At 40.4% G+C, this 20,704-nt stretch carries 19 protein-coding genes; 1 reads left to right on the forward strand and 18 read right to left on the reverse strand.

Annotation, left to right across the window (positions count from 1 at the left end; translation table 11 throughout):
• The first annotated feature begins 140 nt into the window (after positions 1-140).
• Positions 141-3,392 (forward strand): PKD domain-containing protein, encoded by a 3,252-nt coding sequence (locus Q0L65_RS02620; protein ID WP_296683108.1) that lies wholly within the window; start codon positions 141-143, stop codon positions 3,390-3,392.
• Between the two features lie 214 nt (positions 3,393-3,606).
• Here the strand turns inward: Q0L65_RS02620 and Q0L65_RS02625 are convergent, their stop codons facing one another.
• The 18 genes from Q0L65_RS02625 to Q0L65_RS02710 form a co-directional block, all read right to left on the reverse strand.
• A complete protein-coding gene (locus Q0L65_RS02625) occupies positions 3,607-3,981 on the reverse strand; it encodes a type I restriction endonuclease (RefSeq protein WP_366051211.1) in 375 nt (124 codons plus the stop codon).
• A complete protein-coding gene (locus Q0L65_RS02630; protein ID WP_296683111.1) occupies positions 3,981-4,742 on the reverse strand; it encodes an abortive infection family protein in 762 nt (253 codons plus the stop codon). The genes Q0L65_RS02625 and Q0L65_RS02630 overlap by 1 nt, the downstream gene beginning before the upstream one ends.
• Before the next feature lie 136 nt (positions 4,743-4,878).
• The gene (locus Q0L65_RS02635; RefSeq protein WP_296683114.1) at positions 4,879-6,444 is read right to left on the reverse strand and encodes an RNA-directed DNA polymerase; all 1,566 of its coding nucleotides are present in this window, start codon (positions 6,442-6,444) and stop codon (positions 4,879-4,881) included.
• Between the two features lie 187 nt (positions 6,445-6,631).
• Complete coding sequence (locus Q0L65_RS02640) at positions 6,632-8,293, reverse strand: PDDEXK nuclease domain-containing protein (protein ID WP_296683117.1); 1,662 nt, start codon at positions 8,291-8,293, stop codon at positions 6,632-6,634.
• 381 nt (positions 8,294-8,674) lie between these two features.
• Positions 8,675-9,040, reverse strand: coding sequence for a DNA-directed RNA polymerase subunit alpha C-terminal domain-containing protein (locus tag Q0L65_RS02645; protein ID WP_296683120.1), 366 nt, complete (start codon positions 9,038-9,040; stop codon positions 8,675-8,677).
• A gap of 194 nt (positions 9,041-9,234) precedes the next feature.
• The gene (locus Q0L65_RS02650) at positions 9,235-10,686 is read right to left on the reverse strand and encodes a hypothetical protein (RefSeq protein WP_296683123.1); all 1,452 of its coding nucleotides are present in this window, start codon (positions 10,684-10,686) and stop codon (positions 9,235-9,237) included.
• Positions 10,687-10,689: 3 nt separating this feature from the next.
• Positions 10,690-14,361, reverse strand: coding sequence for a DEAD/DEAH box helicase (locus tag Q0L65_RS02655; protein WP_296683126.1), 3,672 nt, complete (start codon positions 14,359-14,361; stop codon positions 10,690-10,692).
• A complete protein-coding gene (locus Q0L65_RS02660) occupies positions 14,358-14,705 on the reverse strand; it encodes a hypothetical protein (RefSeq protein ID WP_296683129.1) in 348 nt (115 codons plus the stop codon). Before Q0L65_RS02660 ends, Q0L65_RS02655 begins: the two co-directional genes overlap by 4 nt.
• 32 nt (positions 14,706-14,737) lie before the next feature.
• Entirely contained in the window at positions 14,738-15,496 is a 759-nt protein-coding gene (locus tag Q0L65_RS02665; RefSeq protein WP_296683131.1) for a JAB domain-containing protein, read from the reverse strand.
• A 1-nt stretch (position 15,497) separates the two neighbouring features.
• Complete coding sequence (locus tag Q0L65_RS02670; protein WP_296683134.1) at positions 15,498-16,256, reverse strand: N-6 DNA methylase; 759 nt, start codon at positions 16,254-16,256, stop codon at positions 15,498-15,500.
• Positions 16,256-16,927: a transglycosylase SLT domain-containing protein gene (locus tag Q0L65_RS02675; RefSeq protein ID WP_296683137.1), complete on the reverse strand. Its 672-nt coding sequence runs from the start codon at positions 16,925-16,927 to the stop codon at positions 16,256-16,258. The genes Q0L65_RS02670 and Q0L65_RS02675 overlap by 1 nt, the downstream gene beginning before the upstream one ends.
• A gap of 2 nt (positions 16,928-16,929) precedes the next feature.
• Entirely contained in the window at positions 16,930-17,088 is a 159-nt protein-coding gene (locus tag Q0L65_RS02680; protein WP_296683139.1) for a hypothetical protein, read from the reverse strand.
• Complete coding sequence (locus Q0L65_RS02685) at positions 17,085-17,702, reverse strand: DUF6549 family protein (protein ID WP_296683142.1); 618 nt, start codon at positions 17,700-17,702, stop codon at positions 17,085-17,087. Before Q0L65_RS02685 ends, Q0L65_RS02680 begins: the two co-directional genes overlap by 4 nt.
• A 175-nt stretch (positions 17,703-17,877) precedes the next feature.
• Positions 17,878-18,153: a hypothetical protein gene (locus tag Q0L65_RS02690; protein WP_296683145.1), complete on the reverse strand. Its 276-nt coding sequence runs from the start codon at positions 18,151-18,153 to the stop codon at positions 17,878-17,880.
• 2 nt (positions 18,154-18,155) lie between these two features.
• The gene (locus tag Q0L65_RS02695) at positions 18,156-19,073 is read right to left on the reverse strand and encodes a hypothetical protein (protein ID WP_296683148.1); all 918 of its coding nucleotides are present in this window, start codon (positions 19,071-19,073) and stop codon (positions 18,156-18,158) included.
• Between the two features lie 5 nt (positions 19,074-19,078).
• Positions 19,079-19,471, reverse strand: a complete 393-nt coding sequence (locus tag Q0L65_RS02700) for a hypothetical protein (RefSeq protein WP_296683149.1) — start codon at positions 19,469-19,471, stop codon at positions 19,079-19,081.
• Between the two features lie 46 nt (positions 19,472-19,517).
• On the reverse strand, positions 19,518-20,021 hold the full coding sequence (locus Q0L65_RS02705) for a glucosaminidase domain-containing protein (protein ID WP_296683152.1): 504 nt from the start codon (positions 20,019-20,021) through the stop codon (positions 19,518-19,520).
• Positions 20,018-20,704 (reverse strand): hypothetical protein (locus Q0L65_RS02710; protein WP_296683155.1); only part of this gene is annotated, 687 nt, incomplete at its 5' end. The genes Q0L65_RS02705 and Q0L65_RS02710, both read right to left, overlap by 4 nt.

Genomic DNA, 20,704 nt, shown 5'->3' on the forward strand with positions numbered 1-20,704 from the left:
ACGTACCCCATACCTTGTATCAGCAATTTAATGGACCGTTTGACTACACTATAATCGGTAAGTCTCATAATTCAAATGATAATTGGTCTTCACCTCCTCCGCCATGTGTCATGCTAACAAACTCTTCAGCAACTTTGAACTTGGCAGCTAATTTAACAATTGAAGGAGCTTACCTTATTTGGGCTGGTGTTGGCAATGGGGCTAATACCTCTATTACTCTCAATGGAAATACAATACAACCTGATTATATAAATGTACTTGATGCTAACCCTTCAACATTTTCATTTCCGTGGAATTATTTTTCAGCAGTAAAAGACGTTACTGGATTGGTTCAATCAACCGGGAATGGAATTTATCAAGTTTCAAATTTTAATTTGAATCCAATAAATAATCTATATTGCTCTTCACAGGTATTTTACTCTGGATGGAATATTATTGTTATTTATTCAAATCCTAACTTACCAAATAAACAATTGAATATTTATGACGGTTTTCAATTTGTTGGTAACCCTGTATTAACATCTTACAATTTTACAATTTCTAATCTCAATATTACGAACACTAATAATGCAAAATTAACTTACATAATGTATAATGGAAGTCCTAATCTTTACTGGAATGAATCAGTACAAATTAACGGAAATACCTTGAGTAATGCTCAAAATCCTGCCAATAACCCGTTTAATGGTACCAATAGTTTTACAGGTAGTAACTCTAGTTGGAATATGGATGTTGACACCTATATTATTGATAATTTTATTGCAGTTGGAAATACAAGTCTTCAAATCACCTTAAACTCTGTGATTAATCGTAATATCTCCACCATCATAACCTCCATCCAATCAGAACTGCCAGATGCGACGATTTCTTTGGATAGCATTACCGGTCAAGATATTTGCCAGAACCGGGATTTGACTTTAGATTACACGGTTTACAACATCAATTCAAATGATACTTTATTGGCGGGCACGCCGATTTCGGTGTTTGTGAATAACACAACTTTGATTTCTACGGTCTTGTTGCCTTCCAACATTTTAATGGGTGACAGTCTTAATCTCAGCACACTAGTGACTATTCCTACGGGGATTTCGAGCCCGTTTACCTTGAGCATGGTGGTGAACCAGAATGCCACGCAATTAGGTGTTTACCCTGAGAGTAATTTTACGAACAATACTTCCAACGATTCTACGATCAGCCTTACAGAAATTGTGTATCCCAATTTTGGTATCGTGGGGCCGTTGTGTCAGGGCACAAGTTATACTTTGCCAACAACCTCGCTAAATAATATTGTAGGTACTTGGGCTCCAGCAACTTTCAATAACCAACAAACCACCACTTATACCTTTACACCCAACGACACTACTTGTAATCAGGTGGTTCAGCTGACGGTAACTATTGTACCTAATTCTACACCTTCATTTAATATTGCATCCAACGTGTGTGTGAATGGCAATTTGGTGTTCCCGATTGCTACTCAAAACGGTGCTTTTGGCACTTGGGCGCCAGCGTTTAACAACCAAGCCACTACCACCTACACCTGGACGCCCACAGCGCCCACACCTGCAGTTGGCTGCCCCACACCGGCGCAGCACACAGTGAATATCATTCCACAAACTCAACCTATATTTGCCTTAGAAGATTCTTTGTGCCAAGGTGCAAGCTACAGCTTGCCTTTGCAAGCCAGCAACGGCATTGCAGGTACTTGGGCGCCTGCTTTCAATAGCCAACAAAGTGGTACCTACAATTTTACGCCCAATACCTACACGGTAATGAGCGGCTGCCCGGCATCAATTGCGCATAACATTACTATTGTAGGGTCTCTTAGCCCAAGCTTTGCCTTGCCAAATTCGGTTTGTATCGGATCTACTTTGAACTTTCCTGCGGTTTCTAATGAAGGTATAGCAGGGTCTTGGTCGCCTGCGTTTAACAACCAAAGTACTACTAGCTATACGTTTATGCCAAATAGTTTCGGAATAAGTGTTTCAAATCAAGGAGTTGTTTGTCCGATATCAAGTAATCTTACCATTGGCATTACTGCACCCACAAACCCATTATTTACCTTGCCAGATTCCATCTGTGAAGGCGCAACGGTTACTTTGCCTTTGGTGTCTAACAACGGCGTTGCAGGCACTTGGGCGCCTGCGTTTAACAACCAAGCCACCACCACCTATACTTTTACGCCAGGGCAATATCAGTGCCCTATTACGGTGCAGCAAACTATTGTGGTGTCTACGCTTTATGATCCCACTTTTAGTTTGCCTGCTGCCATTTGCCAAAACGAAGCCCTGGTTTTGCCGCTTGTTTCGGACAACGGTGTGGCGGGCAGCTGGAGCCCCACATTCTCAAGTGTGCAAAGTGGCAGCTTTACCTACGTGTTTGTGCCCAATGCGGCGGTATGTGCTTATGATTACCAATACAACCTTGCGGTAAACCCTACTCACGCATCTTATGATACGGTAACAATCTGCCAAAGCCAATTGCCGTATGTGTGGTATGGGCAAAGTTTGAATGGCAGTACATCCACGAGCACAACTTTTCAGAACCAGTTTGGTTGCGATTCCATTTTGAATTTGCACTTAATCGTCAACCCTTCGCCTGTGGTAGATTTCAGTATCCCGAGTTGGGAAAGCTGTTTGCCTGCAACTATTAATTTTTCTAACAACCAAGTAGAAGCCAACACCATCTACAACTGGTCTTTTGGCAATGGCGTCACGAGCAGTGCAGCTTCATTGCTTTCTAACACCTACACCCAGCCTGGTTGTTATGACGTGAGCCTCACGGCGATCAATCAGTTTGGTTGTGCTACCACCAATACATTAATAGACGGTGTTTGTATTCAAGAAAACCCAATAGCTTCATTTACCGTGCAAAACAACCCACTTCCTATTATTCAGACCACCACATTATTACAAAACACCTCGCAAAACGCAACAAGTGTAGTCTGGGATTTCGGCCATGATGCACAAAGCAGCACTGTGTTTTCACCGATTCATACCTTTCCTGAAAGAGCAGGTAGCTACTTGGTGACGCTCGTCATTCAAAATGCCAATGGTTGTATTGACTCTACATTTGAAGTGATTCAAATAGAGCAAGACCCGATTTATTATGTGCCCAACGCCTTTACGCCGAATGGCAGCGAGCTCAATAATATCTTTTTACCTGTGTTCTCTCCGAGCCTCAGCCTCTGCAGCTACCAGCTCCAAATCTTCAACCGCTGGGGCCAAACGGTTTTTGAAAGCCTTGACCCTAGCAAAGGTTGGGATGGCACCATTGCCACACCAAACGGCGCAAGCATGTCACAAGATGGTGTGTACACCTACAAGATCAGTTTTTCAGAGACAGGCTTTGAAAAGGTGTTTGAGGTGTGTGGGAGTGTGAGTTTGGTGAGGTAGGGTTATCTTAGATCATCTTTAAAAGACTTAGCCCCAGTTTAAGTTTCTTATTCTTTCTGACACTAATTTTAGCGATTCCAACACATCGGTTCCTGCAGGTAGGATTCCATGCACCAAGTTCCCAAATTCATTGATATAAGTGTTTTCTAATTCTTTCCAAATCTCTTCTGTTTGACTGAAGATTAATGCTTCTTTTGGATGATGCGCGAGCCATTCATTGATTTCTAAACTGATTAAAATCTACCAATTGAACGCGGTCATCACCCATGGCTCCATCTTTACGGTACTCAGCAGGAACACCTTCGGTTAAGTATTGATGAAAAAGACGATTGTTTACAATGATATTCTGATCTTTCAACCTCAAAACCAACTTAAGCGCCTTAATTTGTGCCCGTACTGGAAGTTCAGGATTACAGCTCGCAATACCCGCTTTCAGCTGCTCTTCCAAAATGACTGAGCTAAACGATGAGCGCTCTGAATCTGCACCATCAGGCGTCATTACAGCACAATTCACATATCTCCATCCAACAGCCTGTAACTCCTCAACAGCCCATTGTTCGATATCGCTCTCAGAAAGTTTTGTAATAATTAAAAAGGTAACTCATCCTCTTCCTCAATATTTATAATGGGTTTAGGATGTAAATTTTTGTAATACGAATTTAGAAATAAACCGACTGTAGTTACTGTATTTACGGTAAAATATGCATAAACTGAATCTTCAATAAGATAATCACTCTCAGTTTTACCGTGAAAAAATGTCTTTTCACTTCTTAACTTTTCGATACCCTGATTTGTTGAAAGAAGTCCATTTCCGATTTGAGAAATTTCTTTCGGAACTTTTGCACCAGGAAATAAATGCAATTCCTTTAATAAATCTTGTGTCAAATCATAAAGCGTTTTCTTGGTGTCCAGTTTTGTTTCAAGATTTTCATTTTTAATGATTTCTTTGATTAGGCATTCTAAGGCTGAATTGGCCAGGCCAACCGCTAAACTTGGATCTGATTCAACTTGTTTAAATGCTTTTTCAAAGGTTAACGAAGCAGTGGCAAATTCAGCGCGAATCGCATTACGGAAATTTGGAATTGCAGGGATAAAATCAGGTGTTTCTAATCCTAAATCTATCCCTATTTTTAACAATGTTTCATCATTTATAGTGTGAAGTGTTTGAATAAAATTAATTTCATCATTTACATTTGTAATAAATGAGAAATTTTCTGGTTCATTATTCCAACCATCCCCTTCATTATGCCAACATTTTAAATATTGGTAAATATCCTCAGCGAAATTATATTCCGTATTTAACTTGAAATAAATTGATTTAACAAGCGACAATCTATATTTTGGTGACATTTTCACTTCTCCAATTTAGGTAAATGATATAATTGAACAGCAAGGTTTTTACTAGTTTCAACTTGAAATATTAAACAAATCTCAGTTTCTAGTTCTTCGATTGCCCAGATTTCGATATGGTTTTCATTAAGTTTGGTCACGATTCATGATTAATAAATATTTCTACTTCTTTAGAAGGGATGATAGGTTTCAGTTCTTTGATCAGTTCAAAATCAACAATCATTGATTTTTCAATTATTCTCTTTAAATCATTATTTAGCCAGTCTAATTCCCAAATCTTTACATGTTCGTTTTTTACTACTTTAGTTAAGGGTTCGGTAAAAGAAATATATGGAACGTTTAAGGTCATTCGTTGTAACCACAACTCTAAAATTCCAGAATTTGGTACTTTAGAAAATTTCTTAAGTATCTGGTCTAATAGTTTTCGAAATTCTTCACTTGATCCTACATTTCCTAATAGTCTACTTAGAATTGCAGCTCCAACTGGGTAGACTTTTGGATTTTTGATTATTAATGATACCAACACAGAAATATTTGCCAGGATATTTTCCTTAAACGTTTCTTTCTTTTCAAGATTCTTCAATAATTTGTTTAATTCCGTAATAATTGTTCCTGAATTTGGAAATTTATTCCCCATCTGGTAAAGGACAAAAAGTTTCTTTTGAAACGACCTAGGTGAACGTTTATATGAGAACCAATAGGCTTTATCAGGTTTAATAGATGCTGAAACCACATCGTTAGAAATAATGGTTTTTGAAGCATTAAGCTTTAAGCCTAATTCGCTCAGCACTTCTGACAAATGTTTTGCAATTTCCTGAATATCTTGTGGGTTGTTGGAAAAAATCCTGTAGTCATCTCTATATCGAAGAATTTTGTAATCTGACAAAAAAGCGATTCTATCTGTCAATAATTTATCAGCATAGCCTAAAACAATTTCAGCTACAAAATCCATTAACAGACTTCCTTGGGGTATACCATTGGTTTGTCCAAATGCCATGTCAGATATGGATCCATCAATATAATTTCCTATAAGTTGATTTCTTTTTCGCTTTACCTTTGCAACTTCCTTATCATGTAGTGCCCATGCAATTGAATGTGTGTATATGGAACCATAGCAATCTGAAATATCGGTATGTAATATGTATTCAAAATCAAGAGCTAATTCAACTGATTTTTGTTCAAGTTTTCTCCACCACTGATAAATAGTTTCTCCTTTATCTGTTCGTTCACCTTCCGATAAAACAGGAATACTTAAACATTCAACTGTGTTTTCGTTTTTAAATTGTTTAAACCTGTTGATTATCAACACCCAATTATCTTCTGTTGTTATTTGGTTTACCAAATCAACATACAATGCTGGGTTGATAAGTTGTAAAGGTCGCCAAGCATATTGTCCGTCTTTGTTATTGTACAACACGTGATTAACACCTTCGAAATTATAAGGTTTGTGATTAATTGATTTTGTTTCTCCATCCTCATTTATGAATGTTTCAGTTTTAAAACAACTAGCAATGTTTTTATCTTTCAAATAACTATCAACATTACTCAGTAATGATTCAAAATTGAAATATGGCGGTAAGTCAATACTGCAATAAGTTTCAGATTTTATAAAAAAAACTTTTGCTTCTTCATTTGTAAGATCAAAGACGCTTTTATCCTTATAAATTGTTTCTTTAACATTTTGTACTACCAATTCTTTCATATCCTTTTTTAACTACCCCGGGTTTTTAGTTATAATATTCATATTTGGATTAGGGCTTGAATCATCTTTTTTGATACCATGCGAAGACGTTCGGAAAATGGAAGAAAGAATCAATTCTTTATTTTCTTTTTTCAAAACTTGCTCTTCACATTCAAGAGCTAGGTACGTGTTATTAAATCACTCATTTTCATTCAGTACTTAATTGACGTTCGGCATCATTGTGAATTTGATCCATCATATCACTAACAAAAGCGATACTGATTTCATTGATTTCACCATCCGTAATTTTAGTGGAATACAAAAACTCTTTGAAAGGTTTTTGCTCATGTTGAATCTGTACACTAAATACATATTGGTGAAAATTGAATTTTATTGTTTCTCGACTACCGAAGGTATTTGTACCTGCATGCTTGAATCCATTCAAATAGATTTCGTATCCAATTTGATGAATATTATGATCATGTTGTGAGAATATATCGAAGTTTGTTTTAAACTCATAAATCTGATTGTTGAGCGTATATTCCTCTTTGAATTCAAGGAACCAATCTTTAACATTGTTTTGTTCTAACAATTGAATGATTTGATTTCGAAGTGGATGAAAGACGTTTTTTACAAACTCAGCTATAACTTCTTGCGACCTTTGTATTTTGACTTCTTCTTTGGCTTTTGAATTTATTAATTCCAAAATCTTTGCGCGTTTTTCATCCAAAGGATCTTTTAAGATTTTCATTTCTGCTGCAATTTCCTCCTCCAATTGTTCAACAGTTGGTAAACCAACTACTAATTCTTCAGGTAGCGCTGTTTGAAATGAGTATTCAGAAACACCTAATGGTGTTTGAATTCCTTTTATTGAATATTCGACAACGGTTTTATTTGGCGTTTTGCATAATAACACACCAATTGTTTCTTCGTGATGAGGCAATTTCACATGTTCGTTTACCGTGTTTACATACATGTTTAGTTTTCCTGCAAATTCCGGTTTAAACTCTCCAACCTTTAATTCGAAAATGACATATCTGTTTAGGGTCATATTGAAGAATAACAAATCCAGGAAAAAGTCATCACCTTCAACATTGAGGTTATATTGATTTCCTACGAACGCAAAACCCTTACCTAATTCTAACATGAATTTTTTCAGGTGTTGAATTAATGCTCGTTCAACTTCCAATTCCCGAGCATCTTCAGCAAGTGTTAGAAAATCGAAATTGTAGGGGTTTTTGATTATTTCTTGTGCTAAATCAGCCTGCGGTTCTGGCAAGGTTAATGCGAAATTTGTGAGCGCTTTTCCTTGACGATTGTACAATTCAGTGCTAATGTGCTGAGTTAAATTTGAACGGCTCCAGTTATTTTGTACCGTTTTCACCAAATAGAAAAATGCTTCTTCAGGTGATTTTACCTTGGTGAGAATTACAGTGTGTTGTCCCCAAGGAACACTGTATAGTAAGGCTTTTACATTTTGATCAACAGGCTGTTGACCCGTTTGTTCAGATTGCGCAACAATCTGTTGCGCATTTGAGAAGTTTGGATCAATTTGTAATTGCGCAACAGCATGTTGCGCAATATCAAGATTAATTGAATAAAATGAATACCATCTTCTAATTGTTTCTAAATTTCTTTTAGAAAACCCTTTCATATCAGGGAATTCAACTTTCAAATCACGTGCTAAATTATCAATGAATTTATCTCCCCATTCCGTCTGCTTGGCTACAAGTGCTTCACCAATAAACCAATACAAATCTAGTAATTCGCGGTTTACAGCAAGTGCCGCTTTTTGTTGAGAAGAACGAATTCGATTCTTGATTTCACCAAACCAGTGAACATAATTTCCTGATGCGAGGGCTTTACTCATACTGCTTAAAGGTTAATTCCAATTTTTGCCAATTGTTCTTTGATTTCTTGGTCCAACTTGTGAGATTGTATCCATTGCCCTCAAAAATAAGATTCTTTCGGTCCATCATCATTCCTAATTTAAAAGCATCGATATTCTTTCGAAGTTTATCTGCAGTTTTCCAAAGCTTCTTTCCTTAGCTCTCTTCAATTAGGTTCTTTTTGCTTTGCTATAATTAATCGTAAAGGTAAAATAATATAGCAATAATATTAATTGTAAATGCTACACGCATCTTTAAAAATCGCTGAAAAGGTATGATGTTATTCAAATGGGTTTTGAGTTTGCTTCTATCCGTTTTAGAATTAGAATTTATATGTAGAATTGTCAAAGGAAATCATTTTTTTATTCCGCTAATTTAAAACCATATTTATCCATGACTTCTAGCCTTTCTATATAAGACTTTTTGCCAAAACCGCTCATACTAATTAAGTAATACTTCCTTGTCGAGATTAAATCTGTTAAGTGTCGAAAATTACCACGTAACAATCCATTTTTTAATCTTTCACTTAGTCCTAATTCTCTAATGTCATACTTTTCAATAATCGGAACCGCTGGTTTGACTTTCTGACTGGAAATAAATTTCAATAATACTTTTATGAAAATCATGCTTCTATTTGCCACTTCGAATAATTCATAATTACTAAGACTCTCCATTTCAGATACCGAAAGAAATTGACCAATTTTAACATCATTTTCAATTAATTGCATTCCATTCAAATTTTCGACGAAAATATACATTGAAAAATAACATTGAAAATTTGAAAACGCCTACAACAATTATTTATTATACCTTAATTGAGCTAGAACTTTTGAATTTCCTGCATTTTACAGGAAAAGACCAAATTGAATATCTAGAATAAGTTCTAATATTTTTAGAATATATACCTATTAGATTTCAGTAACTAAACCCCCACACTCCCACCAGCATTAAACCTCCCTGTCGAAGTCGCTTTTCCTTTCTCAACTTCAATAATCACATCCACCTCATGCGCATGAGCGTTCACTCCTCTGAATTTTCCTTCTTTGGTGGTATGATAAATGAAAATGAATGAGGTATTCGGATTCATTTTGCGCATTTCGTCCATGTCGCTTACTTCTAGTCCAGCTTTGGAAACACTATCGATAAATACGAAGTTAAATTGATCCAAGTGTTCCGGAACTCGATCCGTTACAAATAAATTCGGGTGATGAGCTTTTAGGCGTTCTATTTTCTCCTTAAGCGTGTAGCCGAATCCTTCTTCAATGGCGCAGTACAATACTTTGCCATGATTTGCTGCGAGGTGATTCGCGAAGTCTAAACACATGGTGGATTTACCAGATTTAGGAAGACCAAATACCATGGCGAAGAATCCGACACTTGGGTCACCAATGAGCTGTCTGTATTTCCCTTGAAGGCCAATAGTTTGAAAGTCCATTTTGAGCAGCTCTCCAGAATTCACAATCATACCATTTTCATCGTCATCAAGTCCTGAGATTCCTTTGTTTTTAGAAAACAGATCATCGCCAACGATACCCATAAGTCCATTGAGCTGTGCTTTATTGATATTGAGGTTTTTAGAATCTCCATCGATGTAGGTTTTTAGCGTTTGAAATGCAGCATCAAGTTTCGTAGCATACTTGTCTGACTTTGTGATCTTCCCCTGCTCTACGGCCTTTTTAATGCGATTAAACAAGCGTTCGGCTTTGTCTTTTATGTCGCGTTTTCCGTTTAACGAAACGTAGGCTTTCAGAAGTGAAATAGAAAGCATACCGGCTTGGCTATGCGCGATTTCCAAATAACGCTTGAGGTTCTTGTTATCAATTTTGATTTCAGCCATATCCCCCATTTGCTCATAACATGATATCAATTGCCCTTGCATGAGCTCGATTTCTTTGGCATAAGGAGAAGTCTTGCGGATTCTTCTTTCAAGTATGGCTTTTTGAAGGCTATGAATGAGCGTTAAGATCTGAGCCTGGCTTTTGACTTTGCCGTGCATGGCAGCATAGCGTTTGATGAATTGTACATCTGTATCAATATGCTCGATGGAATCCGTTTTGTAAGTAGGTGCTGGTGCAACTTTTTTGACTGTTGGCGTTGTTTTCTTTGCTGGTTTTGGCGTAGGAGTACTTTTTACCGGTTTTGGTTTTTCAGTTGTTGATTTTGCAACTGGTTTTACAGAGATTTGCGCCAAATATTCATCGAGCTTAAGCATGTAGGCATCCACCACGCGTTTGATGTTTTCGTTGCTGCGGTATGGCCCCCAATTATTCTGTGAGGAGCCTTCGGTTAGCCGGTGTCCTTTAGCTAGTGCTTCGGGCACCATATTCCAATCAATGTTTGATACTTTTTGAAAGTAGTTTGTCGTGTTTAACATGCTTTAAAAATTTAGTAGTTCTAATTCTAGTTCAAATGCGAGGGCTTCCAGTTCAAGCTCATCTAGGGAATTGGGAGTAGCTGCTTTTACAGGCGCTAAATTGGTGCGGTATTCTAGTAAGTAATTGAGGCGGTTGAATTCTTCGGCGCGTGCCTGTGCGCTTCTTCCTTCAACCTGCAAGGCTGATTTCTTGGCCTGAATCTCAATTTTAAGCTCTGCCCATTTGGGTGAGTTTTGCTCTCCTCGATAAAGTTCTGATTGCGCAACAATGGCTTGTTTATCCGCTTCGTATTGAGCCATTACAGGACTTAGGTCACTTGTTAAGGAATAGCCTTTTGACTTCAACAGTGTGCGTTCTGTTTTTCGTACCTTACTGACATATTCTTTAAAATACGACAAGTAATAACCTTGAGAAAAGTAAATACCCAAAAGCGCATAGGAACTATCAATTTTACGCCCAATGGAGATGATGTCCTTGTCTTGTTGATCCGTTGAATTCAGTAGTAATTCAATTTCTTCTTTGAGCTCTTTGGCGCGCTTCACAGATTTATTCACCACCTCACCATCATTGGCCACTTTGGGTGTTTCCTGCAAGTATGTTGAATTCAGCAAAGTTGTCAAAAATGCTTGAATACACCCCAAAGACTTCTCGCGGTAATTGTTATAATACTTGATGTCGCTTTGGACTTCTTTTAAGGTATTAATTGCAAGTGTAATGCGTTTGTAATCCCGGCTTAAATTCTCCTTCGCTTGATCAAAGAACATGGCAACCAAACGATCTACGTCGGTTATCAAGGCCAGTTTGATTTCCTCGGGATCCATACTTTCAAGGTCAAGGACGTTTCCTCTATCTCCCCTAAACCAAATATCATTGATGCGTGAGGTCTTTTCTTCGAGTTTCTGGAACACGAATACATCCATGGAATCCTGCACCAAAGGCATCACGATTCGCACGTACTGAAACTGATTACCTTGTCTCCAGATACGTCCCTCGAGTTGTCGGATGTCTGTTGGGTTCCATTCTGGATAACAGTTGTAGATCACCGTGCCTCGTTTCTGTAAGTCAATCCCTTCGCGAATAGTAGCCGTTCCAATAATGATTTTCACTACACCATCTAGGAATGCTTCCTTGATAAGCTCTTTTCGTGTATCGTTGATTTCTGAACTGATGATCTCTACTTCATCCACTCGGGTACGGTCATACATCACGCCCTTCTTGTATCCAATCTCTTTCTCCAGGTATTCCTTTACGAGTGGGAAAAACTGCTTTCCTCGATTCATGTAAATGACCTGTCCACTGGCAGTTTCTTGGTGGTCTTCGTGCCATTTCTTGACTGTAGCTATACAATCCATGACGTAAGCAATCTTTGGGCTTTCTGTAACAAACTCCTTATAGTCTTCCGGTGTTCCATTGAGTAAATACGGAGAAAGCGCGTTATCCAAACTGTAAGCCAGCGCACGGAATAAATTACCCATGTCCAACTTTCCTTGGGTGGATTTCTTGGCCATGGCAACGATTCCGTCCTGATTGGTTCGCTGCTTAGGTGTCATGTTAATGTAGGTCAATACCTGCTTGTCCTTTGGAAGTCTTTGCTTGGAGTTTTCAAAGTCATAGAGCAAAGGCAAATTGATCTTCTTTGGTCGAACAACTCCGGCTTCTTCACCTGTTTTGTAAAGGATGTGATTGTAGATGAGTTTTTGAAGCACGCGTCGATTGGTGAAGCTTTTAATCACTTCCTTTTCGACAATTTCTTCTTTGTAGTTGGCTGTCCATTCAACGGTCGGCAGTACGAACAAATCAAAGAAGGTATCAAGGTTCAAAATACCGTTGTCCCTTAATGAATCATAGGCCACGAGTGACAACATCGAATAGATTTCCAAAGGTGAATTAGAAAATGGCGTAGCGGTCAAAAGCATGGTGTTTCTGCCGTATTTACGCTGTATGAAACTCAGGATCAAAAAGGCCTTTTGACCGGTTTCAGAAGTCGCTGATTGAATGTTATAGCGCTTGTTTCCATCTTCATCGCTTTTCACTTGGCTAAATACATTTTTACAGCGGTGCGCTTCGTCTATGACTGCGTAGTCAAAGCCAAGGATGTCAATATCAGCAATGGTATTCTTTAACCCCACGCCGATCATTTCCCGAAACTTCTGGTATTCAATCTCCTTGTCACGATTGGACTTCTCCTTGGATTGACCAAGGATGTTGACTAGTTCTGTGAAGAGCTCATCTGACACGGACTTTCCAAAGCCTAGGCGCTTGAATCCTTCGTAAGTAACCATTGTAATGGATTTCTCTGGCACTGCTTTGTTGAGATTGATTTTCTCCACGATGTCCGTGCCTAAGTTGAACCAGTCATTTACGGTGATGCCCGTATGGGAAAGTACTCCTGGTACGAACTCACCGGTTTTACGATCCGTATAGCCAATGATCTCGTTCATCCACTTTTTGTAAGTTGGTTTTGGAACTACGACCAGTGGACGTTTGCACTTGCCTGAATATAAGTTGTGCGCGAGGTTTACGATGGCTGTCATGGTTTTACCAACTCCTACATCAAAGGCGTTGATTCCAGAGCCCATGGCTTCCATGAACGCTACTCCCTGGCGCTGAATGTCGGTGATTTGAAGTATTCCGGACTTGAACCGCGCTGAGCATTCAAAACCAATGGGCACTTTTGAATAGTTGATATCCGATTGTCCGTTGTAAACACGGTTCCAAGCTAAGTTGAGCTTTTGCTGATCTTCAAAGGTGAGTACTTCATGTAGGAATCTTGAAAAGAGCTTTTCCCCTTCAATTCTGGCATTGGCTCTCAGCTCCGCCTTTTCTTCTTTGGTGAGGCGATCATCTCTGAGTGCTTTGTTGGCAATGTAGTAATCAGCAATGTCGATAGGTGAACTCTTTTCAAAGTCTGTATCGGCATTGAGTGTAAAAAGCCATTTGACAAATACGTTTTGCAGTGTGTATTTGGTATCGCCATCAAAGCGTATCCGGATTTTCTCACTGTCTTTTTTACGCTCTACTTTGCCATTGACTTTTCGGAGCTCTTCGGAGTTTTCCAAATCCATGAACTCTTCACGAACACCCGTAATGCTGAATAAATCTGGATTAATGGCAAAATCAGAAATAGCCGTAATGATAGGCCGTTCTTTTTCATCAGGGTTCTCAACGGTGAGTAGTTCAGGTTTTGCTTTTTCGAGTGCTTGTTTGTGCTGCTCATAGACTTCTTCACCAAAATATTCCAGGATCTCTTTTTTGTCCGTTTCAAGCTGAGCCAAGCGATCATACATGTTGCCGTAGGTGTAAATCGGAAAAGGCATCATTTCTCCAGCGTGGTAAAACAAAGCTCCTTGTCTGACAAGTGTATGAAGTTGAGAAATCAAGACCCTACAAGTACCCTCCAGATGATACGCTTCCCAACCAGTCATCGGGATTCCTTGGTGCTGTTTGTACCATACCCAAGCTTTGATTTCAGGTTCGGTAATCCCTGCATTGTACTTGGCCATGACCTCTTCAAAGGAGAGCTTTTTGTTTTCGGCAGTACCCAAACCTTTGAGCTCTTCGACCTGCTTTAATACGTTGTCAAGCACCTGAGATTTACCTCTCATTTTCATTGAGGTATATGGGTTTAAATCGCCTAAATTCTGAATGTTAGCTATTCCTTTTAAATAACTCATAATTGATTGATTTGAAGTTCGTATTCTAAAGCCAAGGCCTCCATTTCCAGAATGGAATAGCTTTGTTGTTTTTGGATTGTGGCCAGTATTTTAGACTTATCTCCCTGGATTGTAACCGGGAATTCTTTGCTTGTTGTAATGACTTCTTGCCCACAAATTTTTTCAGGATGCAGCACAAACCAGGTGTTGAAGGTAGAGAGCTCCGTGAAGCTCAATGGTGTTTGTGGATATTGCTTTGACTTGGCTCTTTCTTCAATGGTCTTTTGATCATAGTACACCCCGTTGCGAAGCAAAGCTGCTTGCATGTCATCTGCACTTGCAAGTTTCTCACGGATTAGATCCATGCGTGCACGAAGGTATGTCGTTGATGTTTGCATCAGATCATTGAAAATTCTGTTTCGAGCATTGGAATAACTGCTGCCGGTACCATTTGATCATGCAAGACTTTATCAATAACAAGTTGCTCCACCTGCTCATAGCCTTGTGGGGACTGCATCATTTCAAATAAGTTGGGTGCATTGGCCGCAGTAACTCTTTTGAGTTGGCGAAGTATTTCTTCGCGGAGTTTCTTCTCCTGAGGGCTGAGCTTTGGAACATAGCCCATGATGCTACTCTCTGCTCTCTCGTTAAAGGAGTAATAACCGTTCTTTGTCACAATGATGTGGTCTAAAAGCGTGATATCAAAGAATTTCAATGCTTTGACAACATTGCGCGTAAGTGAGCGGTCTGCTTCCGATGGTGTGAGGTTGCCGCTTGGATGGTTATGCGAAATGATGACGGCCTTTGCCAAGGTCTTAACTGCTACTGCTGTTAGAAGCTCGACATCAACCATTGTGGCGTTAATCGTGCCCGTCGAATGGTGGTAATAACCAATGATCTTATTGGCCTGACTTAAGAAAATGGCAATGAAATGTTCCTGAACTTCAATGCCTTTAAGGATTCTGTTCTTGAGAAAGGAATAGACATCCACCGATGCTTTGATATCCCCAAAGAACAAAGCTTCTTTGTTGAAAGTGATTTCAATCTCACGCACCTTAAACTGAGCCTCAATGGCATCGAGTTCTTTTTCGAGTTCTGAGTAATTCTCTGAATCAAAAACCATTTGTGGCTTTGTAATTGTTGCTTTGTATGCCATGTTATTTTCGTTTTAATACTAGAATATCCGTTGGTACTTTGGTGCTGCTAAACACCGGTGGTAAACGGTATGCGTCAATAAGGTCACAGAGCTTTTCGAGCTCCATTTTTTCTCCTTGATAGCTGATGCCGTTTCTTAGAAAATTACTTCCCGTAATAAACACCAAAAGCCCACCAGGCTTCAATAGTTTAAGGGAGTAATACATAAAGAAAAGCTCAATTTGATGCATCTTAGGCTTTGGAAAATAGGAACTGTAAGCGTTCTTGTATTTCCCATAAGGTGGATTTCCAATCACCAATGAAAATGGATAGCCGCCAAGCCAAGTAAGCTTGTCTTTTAATCGCTCGGTAAACCGTGGGGCTTTTAAAAAGGCCGTTTCAAAATAGCCTTCATAGATGTTGGCTTCTGGATAAAGAATCTCACAAATGCGCTTTGAAACCGGGTTGATTTCAAAGCCATAGCACTTTGATGGCTCCTTTGCCCATTTGAGAAAATTGCCCGTTCCAAGACTTGGTTCAAGAACCGTTCCCTTTGGTTCATAGCCATATCGATAGGCTAAATCCCACATCAGCTCACAGATGTAGTCTGGGGTAAAAAATTCGTACAATAAACCTTCGCCCGAAGCGCCTTTGCTTCCTTGCCCTCCAGCACCTCCGTATTTAGAAATGTATGTTTTATCCGCTTGGGAATATGCGCCCTTTGCTTTGTCCTTTTGTTGGATAAAAGCCTCGATCTCTGTATTGAGCGCGTGTTGATTCACTACTTTGCTTGTGTTTCAAGTAAGCCGTTTTTACCCACTACTTTTAAAATATAGGAATAGGCTTCCTTGCTTTTTCCTTTCACTAAGTCCAATACCTGCTCAACACTGCCAGTTCCTGGCTTAAAGAAGTAGCCTTGATTGTAGCGAACCAGTACTTTATCAAGGCGCAATACTTCACCTTCTTGGTGTTGATCCATCAAAATTCCTAAGTACATAGAACCTAGTAGCACATTGAGCTCTGGCTTCATTAAATCAGCCTTTGTAATTACATTACCTGTATAATTGTTCTCTTTGATCTTGTGTGACAAATACTTTTGTTTCAAGGGTCCGTTGACACGCTCTCCAAGGTGCTTTTTAAGGATTGCCAGTTCTTCAGCGCTTAGCCTTCCGGCTTTGTTTTCCCAGTAAATTATGTCATTGGCCGTTTGGGTTTTCATCTGCATCAAACCCACAGCATTGGCAGAGCTCACCACCGCAGGGCGACCCCCACTCTCGGTGAAAATCAATGACAAAATCAATGAACCGGGAACTTTTGTCAAAGTCTCGGCCTGCTTGATTTCTTTATAGAAAGTCTTGCCAATGGCATCCATCTTGGCCTTGTTTTGAGACAAAGCGGTGTCGGAATAAAACACACGGGGTGTCATAGGAATGGTTACTGCTAACTCTGCCATGATTATGCTTTGTAAAAGGTGACGGAACGGGTTGTTTTCTGAATGGCGGTCACTGCAGGATCGCTCGCGTTGGAGGTATCGGTTCTGGTCGTTGAACCTTTCTTCTTTGTGAAGGCATACAGCGCAATAGCAGCGGCAGCTCCAAGGATGAGTTTATTCATGGTTTTTGAATTTGAATGGTTTGACTGTACTTGATCGTGGCATTGGGATTTGATAAACCAACCCGTTGCTGAATGGTCCGTGGTGAAAAAAACCAAAGCCAGGGCCTGAGGCGCTCACCCCGGTATAGCACTTGGGTAAGTGTATCGGTGGAAGTAATCCAAAGGCGTTGTGTATTATTTTCTTGAACACCTTTGATCGTATACCACTGATCCTGGTAATCAAATAGACTCACCTTGATGGTATCGTGAATAAGGCTATCTCGTAGCGTGGTGATTACATTGGTTTTAGTTTCCATTACCGTGGTACTCACTTGGGTAGCTTTTGAGACGCCTACTTCGAGCGCTTTAATTTGCTTTACTTCTCTTGGAAAGAGCTTTTTTAGCTCACTAGTTTGAAGCACCAACAAATCTGTTTGAGCAGCGAGTTTTCCGCTCTTGGTTTTTACCAAAACAAGTTCTGCTCCCAATGCTTTGACATTGGCACTCAAACGCTTGTTATCGGCATGAAGGCGCTCATTACTCTTGTAAAGCAGCACGACTGCGGCGAGCAGTACCCCTAGACCGATGAGCCTTTGAAGCAGGGGACTTTTGAGAATGTTTACCAGTGTATTCATTGTGTGAAGGTCTTTGAGTTTGGGACCAGATGTAAGCTGAAAGGATCGTCATGATACCTGCAATGGCGGCCGTTGCTACGGTTTCCATTTTGGAAGCAATTGCCAAAAGGGTTACTACAGCCAAAAAAGCGGCAGCGTAAAGGGTGAGTTTGAATCTGGTTTGATTGTTCATGGCTTAAAGTGCGAGGTTCTCCCATTGTTTAGTAAACTGCTGTAAAGCAAAGCTGCCGGTCCTTGGGTCAAAGCCCAGGCGGATGTTTCCAACATCGTCTAGCTGTTGAAAGTCGCGCAACCAATAAATGAACAACCCATCGATGCGCATACCGGCAAAATTGCGATCCTGCATATTGAGTACATGCAGTGGGTCACTGAAGGATTTCACTCCTTCAATGACCTGTGCACTTGTGGTATCAACCACCCCTTCAATTTGCTTGGCTAAAATCTTGTCCATGATTAGTAGCTATAAGCCACGATGATGTCATCTGATGCCTCCGTAGTGTATGGCACTGTAAAGGTGATGACCTTTGATCCGTTGGTTCTTGTTTGGGTTTTCACGCGAAGCCCATTGAAGAAAATATCAATATTGAAGCCCGCCTTAGGCACTTGCCCCAAGGTGATCGAGATAGCTGTATTTGCTGCACCTGTAAGTCCATTGAAAGACTCTGAGGTTGAAGTGAAGGCATCTTCCTTGGAATCTGCCGTAGACTGCGCAGCAGCAGCTGCTGCAATTCCCTGGTCTGCCTTCGTGCCAGCAGCGGCGGCGGAACTCACGGCGCTATTTGCAGTGTTCTGAGCAGCGGTTGCCGCCGTATTGGCACTATTGGCCGTCGTTTGTGCCGTTGCGGCATTTGCCAGAGCACTGTCTGCGGTAGTTTTGAGTGTGTCAAGGTTGATGTTTGCACTCACCGTGATTTTATCCACCTTGCCTTTGGCTGTGCCGTTGTAGGCATAGGTGTCGGCATTGCTTTCGTAAGCTGCTTTTACAGCTGCTGCAGTCAAAGCATTGCTAAAAAGATCTTCGTCGGCGATTTTCTTAAACGTCGAAGTTGAACCCGTTCCGGTAGTAACCGCCGTAACGATATACAATGCCCATTTTGCATCGCCGTCGTCATTGACAAAAACACGGTCTGTGACTTTCAGTCCCGTCAAGGCATTGCGCGCTGTGGTATCCGCGACGTTGAATGCGTTTTTGGCACCCACCACCAAGGCATCTACCTCTGACTTGGAATACAGCGATAGGTTTGTTCTGGCACTCGATGCATTTACATCCGAGAGGTTGTTGGCAATTTTCACCACCTGGGCATCCAGGGCTCTTGTGGCGAGGTCTGCTGCTAGACCTTCAATCTGTTTGATTTTTAGTTGTTCGCTCATGGTTATTAATTAAGGGTTAAATACTTGATGTAAACTTGATCTGTTGGCGAGAGATTAAATCTACCGTGCCAATAAAGCGTTGTGCCATCGATGTGAAAAGCTCCGTTTTGGCCGTAGTCAAACAAAGCACCGTTGACTACCAAAAACAAGCCTTCTGGATCCGAAGTGTTGATATCGACCTCAAACTCCGTTTGGTCGCTCGAAATGACTTCTATGGTTTGGCGCTGCCAGTTTCCTGATACAGCTCCCGAGGTGCTTTCCTCTACGCCCGAAATTCGAAAAGCTTCGCCATTGATGGTGATTTCATCGTTGATAGGGTCTCCTAGTTTTTCTAGAAGTACCTGAATGGTGAAGCTCTGTTGTTCACCGGTTCTGATGTGTGTAAGTGTAAATGCCATTATTTCTGAATGTATTTTTTATAAATAAACCTGCCTGTCAAAAAGACTAAGGCTGCTGCTCCGAGGGTAAATCCTCCTTTTTCAAGAAGATTTTTTTTTTAGCGATGTCCAATATCTTTTCATAGTTGGCAATGAGCCCGCGCATGTATGCCGTGCGGTTATCACCGTTGCTCTCAGAGATATAAGGGCTGTGCGCAATTTTATCGGCGTACTTCTTGTAGTCCATAGCGGCGGCATGTGCCGTTTTGTAGCTACTGGAAATCAAGCGTGCAAAATCGTAAAAGCTATCCTGAGGTGTGGCATAGGTCCTGAACTTCAGTTTGTATTTGTTCTGAGCCTGGTAAATGCCGCCTTTCCAGAATTCATTTTTGGAGCCGCCGGCCGTTATGCCAAAGAAGTTGTTGTACTTCGTTGACAAATTCGATGTTCCCCAAGCGCTCTCAAAGGAACCTTGCGCCAGGATTACCAGTGGGTCCATCTTGAAACGCTCCCCAGCTTTCTTGGCATAAGGGTAGTTATTGACTACATAGTTTTCTGTTTTTGTGCTCATATGCTTTCTTGTAAATGAATGTATCGTTGGTCTACCCAGCGGATGTTGTTGTCAATGGTGCGAAACTGTAAAAGCACACCACTTTTGGTCTGCATGCTCATCACCAGTTGGCCCAATATGGTATTGGATCCAGCCTGATTGATCGGTACAAACTTTTCGTTTAAGATCACTGCATTTGCGCGCGTCAATAAGCGTGGCATGGCAATACCTTTGAGATCGAAATAATCCAAGGGCTTTTTCCAAGCTGCAGTTGAGCTTGTTTTTGGATAGGCCGCAATCATGGCCTTGGAATTCGGGAATTGATCGGTGTAGTTTTTTGAAGCACTGATCCAAAAAGACATTTTCACCTTGTTCTTTTTCTTGTAAGCAGCCGGAGCGTATTTGCCATTGATGACATACGCCACCTGAATGAACTTCACGTTGTTGACTTCATCATAATGCTGCTGCCCAGTTGCATAGCCCAGGAACTCGCCAGCTTTTGCTACGCGGTAAATGTTGTCGTCGGAAAACACCTCGTAGAATGCCCCATGATTGGAGGCATCCGGAGATTTACGAATTGTGACATCTTTTTTAGCTACAATCAACTGGTTCTTTTTGGTGTATTGCACCGGTGGTGCTCCACCACCACTTGTGTCCTTGTTGGCATTAGAGGCAATGATGTTCAAAAAGGCTTCGTATTCACT

It is taken from the genome of Flavobacterium sp., from assembly GCF_024642105.1.
GTDB lineage: Bacteria > Bacteroidota > Bacteroidia > Flavobacteriales > Flavobacteriaceae > Flavobacterium.

Coding starts and splice junctions, on each gene's coding strand:
- Q0L65_RS02700 (WP_296683149.1), bottom strand. CDS start 19,471: ATGGCATTTACACTTACACACATCAGAACCGGTGAACAACAGAGCTTC.
- Q0L65_RS02655 (WP_296683126.1), bottom strand. CDS start 14,361: ATGAGTTATTTAAAAGGAATAGCTAACATTCAGAATTTAGGCGATTTA.
- Q0L65_RS02645 (WP_296683120.1), bottom strand. CDS start 9,040: ATGCAATTAATTGAAAATGATGTTAAAATTGGTCAATTTCTTTCGGTA.
- Q0L65_RS02705 (WP_296683152.1), bottom strand. CDS start 20,021: ATGAGCACAAAAACAGAAAACTATGTAGTCAATAACTACCCTTATGCC.
- Q0L65_RS02695 (WP_296683148.1), bottom strand. CDS start 19,073: ATGAGCGAACAACTAAAAATCAAACAGATTGAAGGTCTAGCAGCAGAC.
- Q0L65_RS02685 (WP_296683142.1), bottom strand. CDS start 17,702: ATGAATACACTGGTAAACATTCTCAAAAGTCCCCTGCTTCAAAGGCTC.
- Q0L65_RS02650 (WP_296683123.1), bottom strand. CDS start 10,686: ATGTTAAACACGACAAACTACTTTCAAAAAGTATCAAACATTGATTGG.
- Q0L65_RS02690 (WP_296683145.1), bottom strand. CDS start 18,153: ATGGACAAGATTTTAGCCAAGCAAATTGAAGGGGTGGTTGATACCACA.
- Q0L65_RS02660 (WP_296683129.1), bottom strand. CDS start 14,705: ATGGATCTAATCCGTGAGAAACTTGCAAGTGCAGATGACATGCAAGCA.
- Q0L65_RS02675 (WP_296683137.1), bottom strand. CDS start 16,927: ATGGCAGAGTTAGCAGTAACCATTCCTATGACACCCCGTGTGTTTTAT.
- Q0L65_RS02635 (WP_296683114.1), bottom strand. CDS start 6,444: ATGAAAGAATTGGTAGTACAAAATGTTAAAGAAACAATTTATAAGGAT.
- Q0L65_RS02665 (WP_296683131.1), bottom strand. CDS start 15,496: ATGGCATACAAAGCAACAATTACAAAGCCACAAATGGTTTTTGATTCA.
- Q0L65_RS02630 (WP_296683111.1), bottom strand. CDS start 4,742: ATGTCACCAAAATATAGATTGTCGCTTGTTAAATCAATTTATTTCAAG.
- Q0L65_RS02640 (WP_296683117.1), bottom strand. CDS start 8,293: ATGAGTAAAGCCCTCGCATCAGGAAATTATGTTCACTGGTTTGGTGAA.
- Q0L65_RS02680 (WP_296683139.1), bottom strand. CDS start 17,088: ATGAATAAACTCATCCTTGGAGCTGCCGCTGCTATTGCGCTGTATGCC.